This is a genomic window from Fundidesulfovibrio sp., from assembly GCF_058402725.1.
Genome location: NZ_JBZVFJ010000006.1, coordinates 1 through 17,536, shown reverse-complemented (window position 1 = coordinate 17,536; position 17,536 = coordinate 1). Strand labels below are relative to the sequence as shown.

The 17,536-nt window shown below is 69.0% G+C and carries 18 protein-coding genes; 9 read left to right on the top strand and 9 right to left on the bottom strand.

Annotation, left to right across the window (positions count from 1 at the left end; genetic code table 11):
- Positions 1 to 145: 145 nt before the first annotated feature.
- Both ACV4UX_RS01750 and ACV4UX_RS01745 read left to right on the top strand, forming a co-directional pair.
- Positions 146 to 403 (top strand): hypothetical protein, encoded by a 258-nt coding sequence (locus ACV4UX_RS01750; protein WP_491591609.1) that lies wholly within the window; start codon positions 146 to 148, stop codon positions 401 to 403.
- Position 404: 1 nt separating this feature from the next.
- Positions 405 to 1,070 carry a hypothetical protein gene (locus ACV4UX_RS01745; protein ID WP_491591608.1) on the top strand — a complete coding sequence of 222 codons (666 nt, stop codon included), beginning with the start codon at positions 405 to 407 and terminating at the stop codon, positions 1,068 to 1,070.
- A gap of 204 nt (positions 1,071 to 1,274) precedes the next feature.
- Here the strand turns inward: ACV4UX_RS01745 and ACV4UX_RS01740 are convergent, their stop codons facing one another.
- From ACV4UX_RS01740 to trmFO, 5 genes are all read right to left on the bottom strand, one after another.
- Entirely contained in the window at positions 1,275 to 1,976 is a 702-nt protein-coding gene (locus ACV4UX_RS01740) for a lytic transglycosylase domain-containing protein (protein ID WP_491591607.1), read from the bottom strand.
- 43 nt (positions 1,977 to 2,019) lie between these two features.
- Positions 2,020 to 3,429, bottom strand: coding sequence for a PilZ domain-containing protein (locus ACV4UX_RS01735; RefSeq protein ID WP_491591606.1), 1,410 nt, complete (start codon positions 3,427 to 3,429; stop codon positions 2,020 to 2,022).
- A gap of 142 nt (positions 3,430 to 3,571) precedes the next feature.
- Positions 3,572 to 4,441: a radical SAM protein gene (locus tag ACV4UX_RS01730; RefSeq protein ID WP_491591605.1), complete on the bottom strand. Its 870-nt coding sequence runs from the start codon at positions 4,439 to 4,441 to the stop codon at positions 3,572 to 3,574.
- A 9-nt stretch (positions 4,442 to 4,450) separates the two neighbouring features.
- Positions 4,451 to 6,028, bottom strand: a complete 1,578-nt coding sequence (locus ACV4UX_RS01725; protein ID WP_491591604.1) for a diguanylate cyclase — start codon at positions 6,026 to 6,028, stop codon at positions 4,451 to 4,453.
- Positions 6,029 to 6,190: 162 nt separating this feature from the next.
- The gene (trmFO, locus tag ACV4UX_RS01720; RefSeq protein WP_491591603.1) at positions 6,191 to 7,495 is read right to left on the bottom strand and encodes a methylenetetrahydrofolate--tRNA-(uracil(54)-C(5))-methyltransferase (FADH(2)-oxidizing) TrmFO; all 1,305 of its coding nucleotides are present in this window, start codon (positions 7,493 to 7,495) and stop codon (positions 6,191 to 6,193) included.
- 76 nt (positions 7,496 to 7,571) lie between these two features.
- Between trmFO and ACV4UX_RS01715 the strand changes: the two genes are divergently transcribed.
- The 3 genes from ACV4UX_RS01715 to ACV4UX_RS01705 are packed head-to-tail and all read left to right on the top strand — an operon-like array spanning position 7,572 to position 10,009.
- Positions 7,572 to 8,546, top strand: coding sequence for an ABC transporter ATP-binding protein (locus ACV4UX_RS01715; protein ID WP_491591602.1), 975 nt, complete (start codon positions 7,572 to 7,574; stop codon positions 8,544 to 8,546).
- Complete coding sequence (locus ACV4UX_RS01710) at positions 8,543 to 9,496, top strand: ABC transporter ATP-binding protein (RefSeq protein WP_491591601.1); 954 nt, start codon at positions 8,543 to 8,545, stop codon at positions 9,494 to 9,496. The genes ACV4UX_RS01715 and ACV4UX_RS01710 overlap by 4 nt, the downstream gene beginning before the upstream one ends.
- A 21-nt stretch (positions 9,497 to 9,517) precedes the next feature.
- A complete protein-coding gene (locus ACV4UX_RS01705; RefSeq protein WP_173085206.1) occupies positions 9,518 to 10,009 on the top strand; it encodes a hypothetical protein in 492 nt (163 codons plus the stop codon).
- A 40-nt stretch (positions 10,010 to 10,049) separates the two neighbouring features.
- Here the strand turns inward: ACV4UX_RS01705 and ACV4UX_RS01700 are convergent, their stop codons facing one another.
- From ACV4UX_RS01700 to ACV4UX_RS01685, 4 genes are all read right to left on the bottom strand, one after another.
- Positions 10,050 to 11,426: an NAD-dependent succinate-semialdehyde dehydrogenase gene (locus tag ACV4UX_RS01700; RefSeq protein ID WP_491591600.1), complete on the bottom strand. Its 1,377-nt coding sequence runs from the start codon at positions 11,424 to 11,426 to the stop codon at positions 10,050 to 10,052.
- 70 nt (positions 11,427 to 11,496) lie between these two features.
- Positions 11,497 to 12,666, bottom strand: a complete 1,170-nt coding sequence (locus tag ACV4UX_RS01695) for a D-alanyl-D-alanine carboxypeptidase family protein (RefSeq protein WP_491591599.1) — start codon at positions 12,664 to 12,666, stop codon at positions 11,497 to 11,499.
- Positions 12,667 to 12,996: 330 nt separating this feature from the next.
- Positions 12,997 to 13,575 carry a FlgO family outer membrane protein gene (locus tag ACV4UX_RS01690; protein ID WP_491591598.1) on the bottom strand — a complete coding sequence of 193 codons (579 nt, stop codon included), beginning with the start codon at positions 13,573 to 13,575 and terminating at the stop codon, positions 12,997 to 12,999.
- Between the two features lie 187 nt (positions 13,576 to 13,762).
- Positions 13,763 to 14,296, bottom strand: a complete 534-nt coding sequence (locus tag ACV4UX_RS01685) for a hypothetical protein (RefSeq protein WP_491591597.1) — start codon at positions 14,294 to 14,296, stop codon at positions 13,763 to 13,765.
- Positions 14,297 to 14,472: 176 nt separating this feature from the next.
- Between ACV4UX_RS01685 and ACV4UX_RS01680 the strand changes: the two genes are divergently transcribed.
- From ACV4UX_RS01680 to ACV4UX_RS01665, 4 genes are all read left to right on the top strand, one after another.
- A complete protein-coding gene (locus ACV4UX_RS01680) occupies positions 14,473 to 14,709 on the top strand; it encodes a hypothetical protein (protein WP_173085193.1) in 237 nt (78 codons plus the stop codon).
- Between the two features lie 69 nt (positions 14,710 to 14,778).
- Positions 14,779 to 14,997: a hypothetical protein gene (locus tag ACV4UX_RS01675; protein ID WP_491591596.1), complete on the top strand. Its 219-nt coding sequence runs from the start codon at positions 14,779 to 14,781 to the stop codon at positions 14,995 to 14,997.
- 10 nt (positions 14,998 to 15,007) lie between these two features.
- Entirely contained in the window at positions 15,008 to 15,730 is a 723-nt protein-coding gene (locus ACV4UX_RS01670; protein WP_491591595.1) for a lysophospholipid acyltransferase family protein, read from the top strand.
- Complete coding sequence (locus ACV4UX_RS01665; protein ID WP_491591594.1) at positions 15,727 to 17,379, top strand: ribonuclease J; 1,653 nt, start codon at positions 15,727 to 15,729, stop codon at positions 17,377 to 17,379. The genes ACV4UX_RS01670 and ACV4UX_RS01665 overlap by 4 nt, the downstream gene beginning before the upstream one ends.
- Positions 17,380 to 17,536: the final 157 nt, after the last annotated feature.

Genomic DNA, 17,536 nt, shown 5'->3' with positions numbered 1-17,536 from the left:
GAGGGGATCAGGTTCTGGTGATAAACGGGAAAGAAACCGTGCGTCGACCTCCTGGGGCGCTGAGGCCATATCGGCTTCACAGAAGTGGAGCACTGTCCAGCTTGCGATACGGTGCGCTACAGTCGCCTTGTGCATTTATCTCGTCATGTCCGGACTCGAGCGAATAGTGCAGGCCAATCCGGACGGCATCGCCGCCCTTGCGAGGGTAGTCGATGCTCTCCATTTGGGGACTGTTTCCGGGTGGGGCATGACTGTCTGCATGGGGGCAGCGTACGCCATTGAACGCAAAGGCAAGAAGAGAGCCATCGCCGCGAAAAGCAAGCTTCAAAAGCAGCTTGAAGCCCAAGATCCTGACAGAACATCGAGTGGGCTTACCGAAACGGGGGAGACACCGGAGGACTGACATGGAAACGCTTGCGCTTGGAATTAATATATTACTATTCATGCTATTTTGGGAATACATCTGGTGCAAGAGCGTACTAGACGACACGCGCGACAAACTCTTCGATCTGCGTGACGGCGCTCGCCAATGGTTCCTCGACAACCGCATCCCTCTCGACAACAAAGCATACGTCGCATTGCGAAACATACTGAATTCCCACCTGAGACATACAGAGTCGATAACACTGACCCAGTATATTGCCGCCGTCATCCTGCACACCAAGAATGCAGACACCATGGCTGCTTTTAAAAAACGGATCGACCAGGCTTTTGACACGAACGACAAGAGGGTTTCAATCTATGTGGACGGCGTTCGACAGAATGCCGCCCGTATCCTAATGGCGCACATAGCCAGAAGGAGCTTTATCCTTTCATCCACGCTGTTCGTCTGCGCCTTGTACATAATACTACTGGAAGTTATCGCCTATACGCTCAAGTGCCTTATACCCAACGGCGGACGTTTTCCGCATATGCGTCACGTAGCCATCATTGCTGCAGCATGGATGTCCATCATTTCATGCATCCCATTCGGACGGTATTTCAGCCGAGAACGTGTAGAAGAATACTCTGTTAGGACAAGTACTGACCAGCGTGATGGGCTCACTGGATTCCGATGCTTCCACTCGTAGAGCACAAAGCGCCTTTCTAACGTTGCTTCCTACGGATGGAACACCATCCATGTTCATCTCCTGCATAGTACGCCGCCGTCAGAACGGCGGTGTTGCGTACCACCGGCTTCGCAACCGCCCAAAGACAGCTGTATCTGAGCAACGCTCTCAAGCGTAACCCGACATATCCGCCGAATGGTGTAAACGAGCACTCGATTGGATCGCTCATGGCTCATTCGCGCCCATTCCCGGCCCCCAAGGACGAAGTTCACGCGGCTGATCCGGCTGGGGCTTCTTCGCGGCCGCTCCTGAGCCCGCTCCCGGGGCCTGCCCCTCCATGGCTTTCTTCACGAAGACCTCCAGGCTGCCCCCTGTCTTCAGGCGGATGTAGCGGTCCGCCACCAGGCCCACGTAGCGCTGCGTCTCGGGGAAGGGCGGCACGCCGCCGTACTTGCGCACGGCCTCGGGACCGGCGCTGTAGGCGGCCAGGGCCAGGCGCACGTCGCCCCCGAAGGCCGCGAGCTGGGCCTTGAGGTAGCGGCTGCCCGCGTCGATGCTCTCCTGGGGGTCGAAGGGGTCGGTCATGGCCAGCTCCCGCGCCGTGCCGGGCATGATCTGCATGAGTCCCTGCGCGCCCTTGGGCGAGACGGCCTGGGGGTCTCCGCCGGACTCGATCTCCATGACGGCGCGCACCAGGGCGGGGTCCAGGCCGTGGCGGGCGCTGGCCTGCCTGATCCAGGCGGCGGTCTGGGCCGGGGTGGTCCCCGGGGGAAGGCGGAAGTCGCGGTCGCCGGGCTGGTGCTCGGCGGCGGACGCGGCGGGGGCCTGCCAGCACAGACAGGCCAGCAGGAGCGCGGCCAGGACGGAGGCGGTCAGCCTCCGCTGCCGGGCTGCGGGGGGCGCAAGGGCGTCGGGGGTCGGGGTCATGCCCCGGTTGTGTCCGAGCGCGGGGCGGAAGTAAAGCGCAACACTAGCGCGAAGCGGCCTCCAGACGGGACACGAAGCCGTCCAGCCGGGCCACCTGGGCGCGCTCCGGCATGAACACCAGGCCAAGGGTGACGGGGCCGCCCGCGAACTGGAACGACTTCACCTTGGCGCGCAGCGTCTCGCAGACCGGCCCGCCCAGGGGCAGGGAGAGTTCCACCACGTCGCCGGTCATCACGTTCACGATGGGCTCCCCGGCCTCCAGGTTGGCCAGCACGCGGCAGCCGCCCGCGCTCACGTCCACCACGAAGCCATGGGCCCGGAAGTGCTCGTTGGCCACGCTGGTGGGGATCTGGCACTCCACGCGGGGGTGCTTGCGGCGCATGAGGGTCTCGATCTTCTTGGGGTAGGCCAGGAAGACCAGAGGGCGGGGCTTGGTGACGAACTTGGTCACGAAGGTCATGAAGCCGTAGTAGGAGCCGTGTTCCTGGAAGCGGCCGCGCAGGCCCATGCCGGGTTTGGGGCAGCTTTTCAGGCCGCAGGCCACGGGCATCTCGGCGATGAGCGCCTGGGAGCCGTCCACGCCCAGGATGAGCGACTGCTCGTAGAGATGGTTGCCCGTGAACTGGATGTCCAGGGCGCTCAAGGCCTTGAGCTCGATCTTGCGGGCGTCGTGCACGCAGGCCGTGGCGTCGGCCAGGACGGATTCGGGCGCCGCCAGGGCCTGGGGTCCGCGCCCGTTGCCGTTGCCGCCGGGCGTTGTCCTGCGGCGCATCTCCTCCACTGTCAGGAGGCGTTCCACGAAGCGCTCCACCCGGGCGCGGGTCAGGTCCCCCGGGGGAAAGGCCAGCCCCATGGCGAGTTCGCCTCCCGCGAGGGTCCGGGCGCAGACCTGTCCGGCCAGGCGGTCCATGCCCGGCCCGTTCATCACCAGACGCACTTCGCAGAGGTCTCCGGGCTTGAGTTCCCCGGCGCGCGGGGCCAGGCTCAGGTCGGCGGTGACGCGGCAGCCGCCCAGGCTCATGTCGCGCACGTGGGCAGCGAAGCGCGCCCCCGCGATCTCCACCTGGGCGGGGATCAGGCACTTCACGCGCGGATGGCGGCGCAGGCTGCGGGCATGGAAGCTGGCGGGCCAGCCCAGGAAGAGCACGGGCAGGGGCTGGCGCAGGGCCGCGAGCACCGTGGCCTCGCACTGGCAGACCACGCCCTCGTTCTCCAGGCACAGGCGCACAGGCTGGCCCTCGGCCAGGCCGTTCTTGGCCAGGGCCGAAGGCGGCGTCTTGACCATGAGGAACTCGCCGGGCTTCACACCCAGCACCACCACCCGGCAGCCCGGGTCGCCCTGGCGCGACTGGAGCACGGCCGGGTGCCCCGGAGCGAGCAGCAGGGACTGCTCCTGGTCCACGGCCAGGGACTCGCCGTGCGGATCGAGATCGTCCAGGAGGGTTCGGTTCATGCGGCGTCTCGTTGCGCCCCGGGGGCTGATGGAGTGTCGCCGGGGGGACGCCCCGGCTCGCACGGCTCCGGGAGACGCTAAACCAACGCGATGGCGTTGAAAAGAGAGGATATCCCTCATTTTTTCTGCGGGAGGGACCTTCTCAGAGCCTGCGGGCGCTCTCGGGCTTGAGGCCGCGCCGCCCCGCAAGGGCCTCGTCCAGGAGCGCGAGCCCTGCCTCGCGGTCCCTGGGCATGCGCAGGCGCAGGGGGACGTGGTTGGAGGCGTGATCGGCCAGGAAGAGGCCGCGCTCCATGCGGGCGTGCTCCAGCAGGGCGCGCAGCTCGCGCACCATGTCCGGCCCCTCGGGCAGGACGAAGCGCCCCTCCCGGATGCGCCGCCACAGGGGCGTTCCCGGCACGGGAATGAGCGTGAGCGCCGCCGCGTGGTGGGGCGAGAGCGCGGCCAGGGCCTCCCCCGTGAGCCTCGCATGGCGCTCGGAGCCCTCCAGGCCGCCCAGCCCCGTGATCACAGTGACCGAGAGCCGCAGCCCCGCCTCCATGACCATGCGCCCGGCCGAGAGGATTTCCCCCACGGCGGAGCCCTTGTTCATGGCCTCGAGCACCGCGTCGTCGCCCGATTCCAGGCCCATGTACACGGTGTCCAGGCCCAGGGAGGCCAGCCGGGCCAGGTGGTCCCGGGATTTGCCCTCCAGGCCCAGGGCGCTGGCGTAGGCACCGACGCGCCCTACGCGTGGCAGGCGCTCGCGCACGCGCGCAAGCACGCGCTCCAGGCGCTCCATGGGCAGGGTGAGGGCGTCGCCGCCGCACAGGAAGAGCCTGCGGTTGCCGCCCAGGCGGGCGGCGGCCCAGTCGATGTCCTCGAAGACGCGCTCTTCGGGGATCACGGCAAAGCGCTGGCCCACATAGGCCCCGCAGAAGGCGCAGGCGTTGCGCGAGCAGCCCGCGCTCACCTGGAGCAGGATGCTGTCGGCCTCGCTGGGCGGGCGGATGATGGTCCCTTCGTAGTGCACGGCGCGCTGTTACGGGGTGTCGGGCGCGCAGGCGGACGCGTCGGGGTCGCACTGGGAGACCGCCACCTGGTCGCGTCCGGCGGCCTTGGCCTGGTACATGGCCGTGTCGGCTGCCACCAGGAGGCGGTCGAAGAGCACGCCCGAGGGCTGGATGAAGGTGCGCACGGTGGCCACGCCCACGCTCACGGTGACGCCGCCCGCATTCAGGGGAGCGATGCGCGCGTCCTTGACGGCCTCTCGCACGCGCTGGGCCAGGATGAGCGCGTCCTCCCGGGTGGTGTCGGCGCACAGCAGCAAAAACTCCTCCCCGCCCAGGCGGCCCAGGATGTCGGCCCCGCGCGCCGTGCGACGCAGCACGGAGGCCACGCCGGCCAGCACGAGGTCGCCCTTGGCGTGGCCGTGGAGGTCGTTGACGGTCTTGAAGTTGTCAACGTCCAGGAGCAGGCAGGCGCAGGACAGGCGGGTGCGCGAGCAGAGCTCCACGAGGCGCGGCCCTTCTTCCATCAGGTAGCGGCGGTTGGGCAGCCCCGTGAGGGCGTCGGTGAGAGCCATGGTTTCCAGGGTGTTCACGTCCAGGACGATCTTTTCGCGCATGACCTCGTAGGCCCGGGCCAGCACGTCCAGCTCGCGGGGGACGCGCCCCGTGGGCATCGCGGGAAGGGGCAGGTCGTAGCGGCCCTGGGCCAGCTGGGAGGCATGGCCGGCCAGCGGCTCCACCACCGCGCCGATGCGGCGGGCGAAGCCCAGCACCAGCGGCAGGAGCACTCCGAACGACACGAATCCGGCCGCGAACACCACCCCCACCACGGGGCGCACGGCGTCCCGGAGGGCCTGCCTGGGCGTGGCCGCCACCAGCCTCCAGCCGGGCACGGAGAGGGGCAGGGCCATGGCCATCATGGCCGTGCCGTCCCGGCGCAGGTAGGTGAACTCGTGCGCCTCGCCCTGGGCGCCCTCCATGGAGGGCTGCGTGGCGCCGGGGTTGGGCACGAGCTGTTCGTCGCCCGCCACCACGGCCCCCACGCGGTCCAGCAGGAAGGTCTGGCCTTCGTAGTCCAGCCGCGCGCCGCCCACGGCCTGGACGATCACGTCCGGAGAGATGGGCGCGAAGACGATGCCCCGGAACTCGCCGCCGGGGCCGCGGACGGGGGCGGAGAAGATGATCAGCCGCGCGCCCGTGGCCCGGCCCACGATGAGGTCCGTGATGTAGGGGCGTCCCTGGCGGCCTTCCTTGAAGTACATGCGATCGCCCAGGTAGAGGCCGGGCTTGGCCACGGTGTCCAGCACGGTCAGCCCCTGGGCGTCCACGTACACCAGGCCCCGGAACTCGGGCATCACGGCCATGAAGCGGCGGAAGTCGCCTTCGGCCTGGGCGGGAGACAGATCCTTGAGTTCGGGCTGCTCGGCCAGCCGGATCACGTCCCGCTGGCGGTCGGACAGCCAGCTGTCCACGAAATGGCGCTGCAGCTTGAGGGTGAGCAGCATCTCGGCGGCGTAGCGCTCGTGCAGGCGCTGGGAGAGGTAGTAGGAGAGAAAACCCGCCATGAGCAGGCAGGGAAGCAGCGTGGAGACCAGAGCGTGGACCCGCAAATGGGAACGTAGGGGCCAGTACGGAGGAACGAGCATGCAGGGCGCTCCGCGGGCAAGGTGTCCGGCCCACGCCGGAAGCAGGGATCACACGCCTCGGGTTGTCGCCCGAATGTGTGCCCTGAATCCCGGCGTGTTGTCAATGCGGGGAGGGGAGGCAGGCCCTCACCCCGCCGCCTGCTCCCACGCCTCCCAGGCCTCCCGGGCGCGCTTGGCGTAGAGGGCCTTGCGCGAGTCCTTCCTGGCGCGCTCGGTCAGCTCCGGGGTGAGCCCGTAGTTCACGTTGGAGGGCTGGAACTTCTTCACGGGGCGGCGCAGGTGGGCCAAAAGCGCCCCCAGACACGTCTCCTCGGGCGGCAGCGACAGCTCGCGCGCCAGATGATGGCCCAGCCACAGGCCGCAGGCCGCGCTCTCCACATAGCCCTCCACCCCGGTGATCTGCCCGGCCAGGAACACTCCCGGGCGCGCCAGCAGCTCCAGTCCGGGCGAGAGCACCCGGGGCGCGTCCACGTAGGTGTTTCGGTGGATGGAGCCCAGCCGCGCGAACTCGGCCCGCTCCAGCCCCGGGATCATGCGGAAGACGCGCTCCTGCTCGGGGTACTTGAGCTTGGTCTGGAAGCCCACCAGATTGTAGCAGGTGGCCTCGCGGTTCTCGGGGCGCAGCTGCACCACGGCGTAGGGCCTGCGCCCGGTGCGCGGGTCGGTGAGCCCCACGGGCTTCATGGGGCCGAACACCAGGGTCTTGAAGCCCCGGTCGGCCAGGGCCTCCACGGGCATGCAGCCCTCGAAGTGCAGCTCCTTCTCGAACTCCCGGGGCACCACGCGCTCGCCGTCCAGCAGGGCCTGATGGAAGGCCGTGTATTCGTCCTTCTCCATGGGGCAGTTGAGGTAGTCGCCCTCGCCCTCCTCCCAGCGCGACTGGGAGAACACCTTCTCCCGGTCGATGGAGTGGGCGAAGACGATGGGCGCGATGGCGTCGTGGAAGTAGAGGCTCTCGCCGCCGATGGCGGCGGCCAGGCTCTCCGAGAGCGCCCGGGAGGCCAGGGGACCGGCGGCCACCACCACCTGGTCGAAGCCCGCCAGCGCGGGGTCGTCCAGGCTCTCCACCTCGCGGCGCGTAACGCTCACCAGGGGCTCGGCCTCCACGGCGGCCGTGAGCCGTGCCGTGAAGAGCTCCCGGTCCACGGCCAGGGCCTTGCCCGCGGGCACGCTCACGGCGCGGGCGGCCTCCAGCACGGCGCTGCCCAGGCGCTCCATCTCGCGTTTGAGCAGCCCCACCGCGCTCTCGGGGTCGTCGGAGCGCAGCGAGTTGGAACACACCAGCTCCCCCAGGCCCGCGCCGGAATGGGCGGGTGTCATGCGCCCGGGGCGCATCTCGAAGAGGGTCGACGCCTTGCCCGCGCGCGCCAGGGCCAGGGCGCACTCGCACCCTGCCAGCCCGCCGCCGATCACCGCATACCGTGAGGCCATCCATGCTCCTTCTTGCCACCGCGTGGCGAAAATCGTACGTTTACGGGCCGGACGCCCGGCCCTCAAGGAAAAAAACATGCACCCCCTGCTCGCCCTCGACGGCCTCGGCGTGGCCTTCGACACCCCCCTCGGCCCGGCCCCGGCCGTGGACTCCGTGAGCTTCGCCCTGGAAAAGGGCGAATCCCTGGGCCTGGTGGGCGAATCGGGCTGCGGCAAGACCGTGCTCTCCCTGGCGGTGCTGGGGCTCGTGCCGCCTCCCGGGCGCGTCACGGGAGGGCGCATCCTCTTCGAGGGGCGCGACCTGCTCACCCTGGACCCAGAGCCGCTGCGCGGCGTGCGCGGAGCGGGCATCGGCATGGTGTTCCAGGAGCCCATGACATCGCTCAACCCCGTGATGCGCGTGGGCTTCCAGACGGCAGAGCCGCTCATGCTCCACAAGGGCCTGGACAAGGCCCGCGCCCTGGCGCGCGCGGCGGAACTCTTCGCCCAGGTGGGCCTGCCCGACCCCGGGCGCGTGCTGCGGGCCTACCCCCACGAACTCTCGGGCGGCATGCGCCAGCGGGTGATGATCGCCATGGCCCTGGCCTGCGAGCCACGGCTTCTCATCGCCGACGAGCCCACCACGGCCCTGGACGTGACCATCCAGAAACAGATCCTGGAACTTCTGGCCTCCCTGGCCCGGGAGCGCGGACTCTCCATGCTGCTCATCAGCCACAACCTGGGCGTGGTGGCCCGCACCTGCGCCCGCGCCGGGGTGATGTACGCGGGCAGGCTGGTGGAGCTCTCCTCCGTGGAGGCCCTCTTCGAGCGCCCGCTCCATCCCTATTCGCAAGGGCTCCTGGCCTCCCTGCCCCGGTTGGGCGAGCGCCACCGGCTCACCCCCGTGGCCGGGGCCGTGCCGCCCATCCACAGCCTGCCCCCGGGCTGCCACTTCCACCCGCGCTGCCCCAGCGCCTTCGAGCCCTGCCGCCGGGAGGCCCCGCCCGCCTTCGCCCCCGAACCGGGCCGCGCCGTGCGCTGCTGGCTCCACGCCCCGGAGGCGCGCCCGTGACGCCCTGCCTGGAGTTCCGCGACGTGCGCAAGGCCTACCGCGTGCGCCGGGGCCTGCTGGGCCGCGTCGGCCTGGTGCGCGCCGTGGACGGCGTGGACCTCTGCGTGGCCCCGGGCGAGACCGTGGGCCTGGTGGGCGAATCCGGCTGCGGCAAGTCCACCCTGGCGCGCCTGGCCACGGGGCTCGTCCTGCCCACGTCGGGCTCGGTGCTCCTGGAGGGGCGCGACCTGGACGCGGACCTCGCGCTCCAGGACGAGATGCCCGAGATCGTCCAGATGGTCTTCCAGGACCCCGTCTCCTCCCTGGACCCGCGCATGAGCGTGGGCCGCTCCGTGGCCGAGGGCCTGGAGGCCCGGGGCGTGGGGGACAAGGCCTCGCGCCGGGAGCGCGTGGCCGAACTGTTCGCCATGGTGGGGCTCTCGCCCTCCCAGACGGTGAACTACCCGCACCAGTTCTCGGGCGGGCAGCGCCAGCGGGTGGCCATCGCCCGCGCCCTGGCCCTGAACCCCCGGCTGGTGGTGCTCGACGAGCCGGTCTCGGCCCTGGACGTGTCCATCCAGGCCCAGGTGATCAACATCCTGGAGGACCTCAAGCAGCGCCTGGGGCTCACCTACCTTTTCATCTCCCACGATCTGGCCGTGGTGAGCCACCTCTCGGACCGAGTGGCCGTGATGCGTCGGGGACGCCTGGTGGAGCTGGCCCCTGCGGCGGCCCTTTACGCCGCGCCGCTTCACCCGTATACACGCCTGCTCCTGGACGCCGTGCCCGATCCCCACGGCCGGGCGCGCCCGGAGCACGCCGCCGTCCGGCACGACGAGCAGCCCGCTGCCCCCGGGGAGGGCTGTCCCCACGCGCCGCGCTGCGCAGACGCGCGCGAGGCCTGCGCCGAGACGCCGCCCCCCTGGCGCGAGGCCCGGCCGGGCCACTTCGTGCGCTGCCACGCCCCATGAACCCTTAAGGAGCCAAGCCTGATGATCGACCAGCAAGAAACCCTGATCAAGGACATCATGCGCGTGTTCATCCTGGAACACTGGGCGCGCTTCTACCACGCCGCCGAGCGCGACGGGAAGACCTGGCTGGAACTGCCCGAGGCCGTGCTGGAAGACTGCCGCGCCAAGCACCCGGACCTGGCCCCCCTGCTGGAGGAGGCCAACGGCAAGGAACTGACCTACGAGGGCTCCTGCACCAGCGTCGGGGCCTTCGTCTGCACCCTCTACGACGGGACCAAGTACGGCCAGGGCGTGGTGCTCAAGGGGCTGGACTCCAGGGCCTTCAAGATCGAGCAGCACATGTTCGGGCTGTGGCTCAAGGGCCACGAGAGCTACCTGGACCAGCACGCCCTCTCCTACGACGACTGGCTGGAGATGATCACCAACTGGAACCTCATGGACCAGGTGAAGGCCTTCCGCCAGAAGCTGGAGCAGACGCCTGCCCAGGACGCCAAGGCCGCGCCCACGCACTGATCCGCCGATCCTGCGCGCCCCGGCCCGCCGGGGCGCGCCCTCACGCCCCCGGGGGCAGGCGCAGCACCTTGGCGTTGACGAACTCCAGGAGCCCCGCGCGCCCCAGCTCCCGGCCGTAGCCCGAGTCCTTCACCCCGCCGAAGGGCAGGCGCGGGTCGCTCTTGAGCAACGTGTTCACCGCCACGTTCCCGGCCTCGATGTTGTCGGCCAGCTTGGCCCCCAGGGCCAGGTCGCGCGTCCAGACGCTGGCCCCCAGGCCGTAGCGGGTCTGGTTGGCCAGGCGCAGGGCCTCGCCGGGGCCGTCCACGCTCGTCACGCTGGCCACGGGACCGAAGACCTCCTCCTCGAACACCGGCATCCCCGGGCGCACGCCGGCCAGCACCGCAGGCCGGTAGAAGAAGCCCTCCCCGGGCACGGGTCCGCCCTCCAGGATCATGCGCGCGCCCAGGGCCAGGGAGCCCTGCACCTGGCGATCCAGGGCGTCGCGCAGGTCGGCCCGGGCCATAGGGCCGATGCGCGTCTCGGGGCGCAGGGGGTCGCCCATCTTGAGCAGCCCCACCGAGCGCGTCAGGCGCGCCTCGAACTCCCGCACCACCTTTCGGTCCACCAGGAAGCGCTTGGCCGAGATGCAGGTCTGCCCCGCGTTGTAGAAGCGCGCGCCCACGGCGGTGTGCACGGCCAGTTCCAGGTCTGCGTCGGCCAGCACGATGAAGGGGTCGGAGCCGCCAAGCTCCAGCACGCACTTCTTCACGGCCCGTCCGGCGGCCTCGGCCACGGCCGATCCCGCCCGGCGCGAACCCGTGAGGCTCACGGCGCGCACGCGCGGGTCCTCCACCACGGCGGCCACGCGCTCGTCGCGCACCACCAGGGCGCGGTAGAGCCCGTCGGACATGCCCACGCCGGAAAGCGCCTCCTCCAGGGCCAGGGAGCAGCCCGTCACCGAGGGGGCGTGCTTGCACAGGAAGGCGTTGCCCGCCAGGAGCGCAGGGGCCGCCGCGCGCAGCACCTGCCAGAAGGGGAAGTTCCAGGGCATCACCGCCAGCACGATGCCCAGGGGCTCGTGCACGATGCGCGCGCCCTGGGGAGCGCCCTCGGGGGTCTCGGGGGCGAGCATGGCCGGGCCGTGGTCGGCGTAGAAGCGCAGGACGCCCGCGCAGCGGGTGATTTCGGCCAGGGATTCGCCGATGGGCTTGCCCATCTCGGCGGTGATGAGCCGTGCGTAGTCCTGGGCGCGCTCCGTAAGGTTCCCGGCCACGCGGCGCAGGCAATCGGCGCGTTCGTCCAGGCGGAAGTTGCGCCAGCAGCGCTGGGCGTTGCGCATGTCGGCGAGGATGGACTCCACCTGGGCGGGGGTGTGCTCCTCGAAGGAGGTGGCCTCGCGGCCCGTGGCGGGGTTGATGCTCGTGAAGGGTGTCATGGGGTCTCCCAAACGCAGGCGTCCGGCCTGGGCCGGACGCGAGGGGGGTACAGGAGGGGGCTGGGGATGTCTAGTGGGCCTGGGCCATCTGCTTGCCCGAGGCGGCCTTCTCGGCGGCCACGATCTTGAAGCCCTCCTCGATGAGCCGGGTGGCTTCGCGCTCGCGCACGCGGCGGTTCCTGGCCCCGAGCACCACGGCCACCAGGCGCGTGTCGCCGCGCTTGGCCGTGACCACGATGTTGTAGCCCGAGGCGCAGACGAAGCCGGTCTTCAGGCCGTCCACGCCCTCCACCCGGCCGAGCAGGGTGTTGGAGTTGTGGCGCACGCGGTTGTTGCGGGTGAACTCGGTCATGGAGTGGATGGTGAGGCTTTCGGGGAAGCGCTTGAGGTAGGCGCTGGCCAGGGTGACCATGTCGCGGGCGGTGGTCACCTGGTCGTCGTGGGGCAGGCCGTTGGGGTTGAAGAACTGGGAATTGGTCATGCCCAGTTCCTTGGCCTTGCGGTTCATGGCCTCCACGAAGGGCGCCATGTCGCCCTTGCCCAGGTATTCGGCCACGGCCACGCAGCCGTCGTTGGCCGAGGCGATGGCGATGCCCTTCACCAGGTCGTCCAGGGCCACCATCTCGCCGGTCTTCAGACGCATGGTGGAGCCGCCCGCGTGGCTGGCGGCCTCGCTGACGGGGATGGCCTGTTCGAGCTTCAACGAGCCGTCGCGCAGAAGCTCGTTGACCAGATAGAGGGTGAGCACCTTGGTGAGCGACGCAGGCGGGATGGGCGCGTCCGGCTCCTGGGCGAAGAGCACGCGCCCGGTCTCCATGTCCTGCACCATGGCGGCCTTGGTGGCCACGCCGAATTCGCCCTTGAAGGAGTCGGGCAGGACGGGTTTGGCCGGGGCGGGCTCGGCCTGCAGGACGCGCTTGCGCCCCTTGGAGCCGCGTTCCTCCTTGGAGGACTTTTCCTTGGCCGGGGCTTCCTTGGCGGCGGTCCGGCGCTCCTGCGCGGGCTTCGCGGAGGCCTTGGCGTTCCGGGCCTCGCCCTTGGTCGAGGCGGATTTCTTTTCTTCCTTGGAGGACTTCTTGGAGGAGGAGGACGAAGACTTGTGGGCAGGGGCCTTGGAGGCGCTTTCCGTGGAACGCGCCTGTTTCTTGTCCGGCTGGGAGGACTTCGCGCCAACCAAGTGGGGGGACAACAGCAGGGAGAAGATGGTCAGTACGACAACCAGCACCGTCCACTTGCGCATTCCGTCGAACTCCTCGCGGTTTCGGGCAGGATTGAGGCGGGCGTCGGCCCGGAGGGGCCGGGGAGACGCGTCCGGGCGCTGCGCCCGGGATCGGACAGGGGGCCGACATGCACGGGGCCGACCCGCTCCGGGACAGCCCTAGCCCAACTCCGCCGGGCAGTGCAACCCATTTTTCGCGTTGTCGGACTCGTCCTGCATATCAGAAATGCAATGCTGCATTCCTGAAGCGTGCCGCTACAGTGGCTCGGCAGTCCAAGGGCGGAGTCGCCGCCCCTGAACATGCCCTACAAAATTATGAAATCATTGTGTTTTTATGCGACGCACGCAGTGCTATTGCGCTTTCTCGGGTGCAGGCGCAGGCCCGGGGTCCGCTGCAGGAGCCGCCTGGGGGACCGGCGCGGGCGCGGGCGGCGCGGGCGGCGCGGCCAGACGGGCCACATCGCCCGCCAGTTGGCTCACCAGCAGTTCGGCCGCCGTGGCCAGGGAGCGAAGGTCGGTCTTGGCGTAGGCGCTGCGCGCGGCCACGATGCTGCCAGAGGCCACGTCGATGAGCCGCGCGTCCAGGCGCACGGAGCCGCCCGTGCGCGCCACCGAGCCCGTGAGCACGCCGCGCGCGCCCACCATGGCCCCGATGGCCTGGGCCACGCTGCCGGGCGCGTCGGAGTTCTGGCCGAACTGCATTTCGTCGAGCACCTTCTTGAGCGCCGCGCGCTCCACCACGGAGAACGAGCCCGCGTTGACCGCGGCCGTCACCAGGAATTCGGCCGTGAGCCGTCCCAGGTTCTCCTTCTGGGCTTCGGCCGTGACGGCGTCGAACTCCAGAATGGCGATCTTGTAGGGTTCGGCGGCCCGGGCGGGGCTGGCGAAGTGGAAGAACAGGCAGAACAACGCGGAAAGAGCTGTGCGCATGGCGGCCTCCGGAACGCGCGGACCATACAGCGAAGCGCAGCGCCCCGCAAGGAGCGTCCGCCCGCCTCCCGCGCCCGGGCGTCGGCCTTTGGCCGGAACGACCCGCAAAGGATTCGCCCCCCCGAAACGAAGAACGCCGGGCGGCCATTGGCCGCCCGGCGTTCGGGAATGACTCGTGTTGTCGCGCCTATTGCCGCACGGAGCGCTCGAAGCGCGACTCCTTGCGCTCGATGAGGTAGCGGGCGAAGTCCTGGGCGTCCAGGAACACCACGTCCGGGGAGCCCGCCTTGGGCGCGGCGGGTGCGAACTGGCCCAGCATCCCGGCGTCCTCGTGGACCCACCACTTGCCCGCCGGGACGCGCACGCCGCAGCAGGGGGTGGTCATGTCCTGGGCGGCGTAGCCCCAACGCTGGCCCTTGAGCTTGGGCATGTTGGTGCACACGCTTTCCACCAGGGCGTCCATGTCGGCGTCGGTGATTTCGGACTTGCGCTTCCAGTAGTCCAGGCGGCGCACCTCCACGGCCAGCTTGCGGATCTCGCCGTAAAGCTCGTCCAGGGTGGGCGTGGCGTGGGAGAAGGTGCGGCGGCGCTTGTCCGGGTCCGTCACATAGTAGTAGGCGTAGCCGTGCTGGGGCTCATCCTCGCCCGTGCGGGCCACTTCGAAGCCCTTGGGGAGCACGTCGGCCACCAGGCGGCGCAGGTTCATGGGGACGTAGTTCATATGCAATCTCTCGAAATGATTCAATTTCAACGATACATTCAGTGCAAAGCCGGATGTAATTATACCTCCTTTCGCGTCTTGTAAAGGGCCGCGCCGTGACGTTTTCGCGCCGCCCCGGAGCGCGCCCGGGCGTGACAAGGGAACCGTTTCGGTCTACACAACGCAAGGAGGCGGCCATGAAATACATCATCTTCGAGGATTTCGCGGGCCATCCCGCCCCCATCCTGTTCCCCGCCCGGGTCAGCCACGGCGAGATGCGGGAACTGGTGCCCTACTCCACGGTGCTCTCGGCGGGCTATGTGGAGCACGCGGGCGGCAGCCTGCGGGTGCACGGCCACTCCGTGTCCCTGGGCGCCAAGGCCCGCCCGGAGGATCTGGCGGTCATCGAGCGCCATCTCGCGCCCGAGGCCTAGCTTTTTGCGCTCCGGCCCGCTAAAAGCGGCGGAGTTTGCCTTTCAATCCATCCCCATCAGGAGATTCACGTGGAAGAATTCGAGATCGATCCTCAGGACCTGCTCCTGGAAAACGCCCTGCGCGTCGTGTTCAAGGCCGCCGAAATGCTCGACGCCGAAGAACTGACCCCCTCCGGCCTCAAGGACCTCTCCGGCGCCCTGCGCGACGCCACCGAGGTGATCCTCTCCATCGAGTCGGCCTGCGGCTGCGGACACGACCACGGCGACGAAGAAGAAGAACAGGCCTAGCCCCCGAGCCATGGTCCTCGCCCGCAAGATACTGTTCCTGATCGCCTTCCCGGTGCTCACGGCCATCGTCTCCTGCCTGTGCTGGCTCATGGCGCCCCTCGGGACCAACGCCCGTCTGGCCCACGCCATTCAGTGCGCGTGGGCCAGGCTGGGCCTCCTGCTGGCGGGAGTGCGCGTGCAGGCCGACCTCTCCCGGCTCGACCCCGCCGGCAACTACGTCTTCCTGTCCAACCACCAGAGCCATTTCGACATCCTGGCGCTCTTAGCCGTGCTGCACAGCTGGAACCTGCGCTTCGTGGCCAAGGAGGAGCTCTTCAAGATCCCCCTCTTCGGCCCGGCCATGCGCCGCACCGGGCACATCGCCATCCTGCGCGAGAACTCCCGCAAGGCCATGCGCTCCATCGACGAGGCCGTGGACGCAGCCAAACGAGGCCTCTCCATCCTCATCTTTCCCGAAGGCACCCGCGCCCGCACCAGCGAGCACCTGGGCGACTTCAAGATCGGCGGCATGATCATGGCCCTCAAGTGCGGCCTCCCCGTGGCCCCCCTGATCATCACCGGCACGCGCGCCGTGCTGCCGCGCGGGGCCAACCTGCCCTCCCCCGGACTGGTGCGCGTCGAGGCCCTGGAGCCCTTCCAGCCCGCGGAGCGCTTCACGCTCAAGCAGCGCGAACAATTCAAGGACTGGTTCAAAGGGCACATGGACCAGGCCTATCAGGAGCGACGCGCATGAGCCGAGACGTAACGCTCTACCCCCTGGGCGGGCTGGGCGAGATCGGCATGAACTGCCTGGGCGTTGGCTGCGGCGACTCCCTCGTCCTGGTGGACTGCGGCCTCATGTTCCCCGAGGACTACCTCTTCGGCGTGGACGTGGTGATCCCCCGCTTCGACTTCATCCTGGCGCGAAAGGAACACCTCAAGGCCATCGTGCTCACCCACGGCCACGAAGACCACATCGGCGCGCTGCCCTGGCTGCTCCCCTATGTGGACGCGCCCATCTACGGCTCGCCCTTCACCCTGGCCCTGGTTTCCAAGAAGCTCGAAGAGCACGACCTGCTCAAGTTCGCCGACCTTCGCCCCGTGGAAAAGAACGACCGCGTGCAGATCGGCCCCCTTTCCTTCAATTTCTTCCAGGTCTGCCACTCCATCGTGCACAGCTACGGCCTGGGCATCGAGACCCCCGTGGGGCGCTTCGTCCACACCGGCGACTTCAAGATCGACCGCTACCCCCTGGACGGACACCTCACCGACCTGGACGCCTTCTCCCGCTTCGCGGACCCCGGCGTGCTCTGCATGCTCTCCGACTCAACAAACGTGGAGCGCGAAGGCTTCGCCCTCACCGAGATGGAGATCAAGCAGTCCCTGGCCGAGATCTTCCGCAAGGCCGAGGGGCGCATCATCATCACGCTCTTCTCCAGCCACATCCAGCGCATGCAGGAGATCTTCGACCTGGCCCACGACACCGGCAAGCGCGTGGCCGTCTCCGGCAAAAGCCTGGCCAACAACATCGACATCGCCCGCGATCTGGGCTACCTGCGCATGCCCCCCGGCGTCTGGGCCTCCATGGACGAGCTGGCCGGGCTGCCCCCGGAAAAGAGCGTGCTCATGGTCACCGGCTCCCAGGGCGAACCCCTCTCCGCCCTCTCCCGCCTGGCCACCGGCGAGCACCGCCAGCTGAAGATCCGCCCCGGCGACCTGGTGCTCATGAGCTCGCGCTTCATCCCGGGCAACATCCGCGCCATCCACAAGCTCATCGACAAGCTCTACCGCCTGGGCGCGGAAGTGCTCTACGAGCGCGTCCAGGCCATCCACGCCTCCGGACACGCCCACCGCGAGGAGCTCTCCATCATGCTTGGCGCGGTCAGGCCCAAGTTCTTCATCCCCGTGCACGGCGAGTTCCGACACCTCGTCAAGCACCGCCGCCTCGCTCTGGAACACGGCGTGGCCCCCGAACGCGCCCTGATCATTGAGGACGGCCAACCCGTCACCTTCCTGGCGGAAGGCGGCATCCGCCTGGAAGAACCCATCCTCGTGGAGCAGGTCTACGTGGACGGCAAGGGCGTGGGCGACGTGGGACAGACCGTGCTCAAGGAGCGCCAGCTCCTGGCCGGCGAAGGCATGGTCATCGTGGTGCTCGTGCAGGACGAAAAGACCGGCGAGATCATGATCGGACCAAACCTGATCTCCAAGGGCTTCGTCTTCGAACAGCAATACTCCCACGTGCTCGAAGACGCCAAATGCGTCATCCTCGACACCGTGGACACCGTCCCCCCGGGCAACGCCGACAAGCTCAAGGAACGCATCCGCTCCTCCCTGCGCCGCTTCTTCCGCAAAGTGCTCGACCGCGACCCCGTGGTGGTGCCCCTGGTGATCACGCTCTAGCGGGGCTTGGCCCCCGCACCGCTGACGGGGCTCCGCCCCGGACCCCGCCAGGGCTCCGCCCTGGACCCGCCGGGGGGAGAGCCTCCCCCCGGACCCCGGCAATTGCTTCGCGCCCTCCACCGGCCACCTCCGTGTCGCCTGTCGCGTTGCTCCTGCG

Bases quoted from the DNA above. Each gene is read 5' to 3' on its own strand.
- ACV4UX_RS01750 (WP_491591609.1), top strand. From the start codon at position 146: ATGTCCGGACTCGAGCGAATAGTGCAGGCCAATCCGGACGGCATCGCC.
- ACV4UX_RS01745 (WP_491591608.1), top strand. From the start codon at position 405: ATGGAAACGCTTGCGCTTGGAATTAATATATTACTATTCATGCTATTT.
- ACV4UX_RS01740 (WP_491591607.1), bottom strand. From the start codon at position 1,976: ATGACCCCGACCCCCGACGCCCTTGCGCCCCCCGCAGCCCGGCAGCGG.
- ACV4UX_RS01735 (WP_491591606.1), bottom strand. From the start codon at position 3,429: ATGAACCGAACCCTCCTGGACGATCTCGATCCGCACGGCGAGTCCCTG.
- trmFO (WP_491591603.1), bottom strand. From the start codon at position 7,495: ATGGCCTCACGGTATGCGGTGATCGGCGGCGGGCTGGCAGGGTGCGAG.
- ACV4UX_RS01715 (WP_491591602.1), top strand. From the start codon at position 7,572: ATGCACCCCCTGCTCGCCCTCGACGGCCTCGGCGTGGCCTTCGACACC.
- ACV4UX_RS01705 (WP_173085206.1), top strand. From the start codon at position 9,518: ATGATCGACCAGCAAGAAACCCTGATCAAGGACATCATGCGCGTGTTC.
- ACV4UX_RS01700 (WP_491591600.1), bottom strand. From the start codon at position 11,426: ATGACACCCTTCACGAGCATCAACCCCGCCACGGGCCGCGAGGCCACC.
- ACV4UX_RS01695 (WP_491591599.1), bottom strand. From the start codon at position 12,666: ATGCGCAAGTGGACGGTGCTGGTTGTCGTACTGACCATCTTCTCCCTG.
- ACV4UX_RS01690 (WP_491591598.1), bottom strand. From the start codon at position 13,575: ATGCGCACAGCTCTTTCCGCGTTGTTCTGCCTGTTCTTCCACTTCGCC.
- ACV4UX_RS01685 (WP_491591597.1), bottom strand. From the start codon at position 14,296: ATGAACTACGTCCCCATGAACCTGCGCCGCCTGGTGGCCGACGTGCTC.
- ACV4UX_RS01680 (WP_173085193.1), top strand. From the start codon at position 14,473: ATGAAATACATCATCTTCGAGGATTTCGCGGGCCATCCCGCCCCCATC.
- ACV4UX_RS01670 (WP_491591595.1), top strand. From the start codon at position 15,008: ATGGTCCTCGCCCGCAAGATACTGTTCCTGATCGCCTTCCCGGTGCTC.
- ACV4UX_RS01665 (WP_491591594.1), top strand. From the start codon at position 15,727: ATGAGCCGAGACGTAACGCTCTACCCCCTGGGCGGGCTGGGCGAGATC.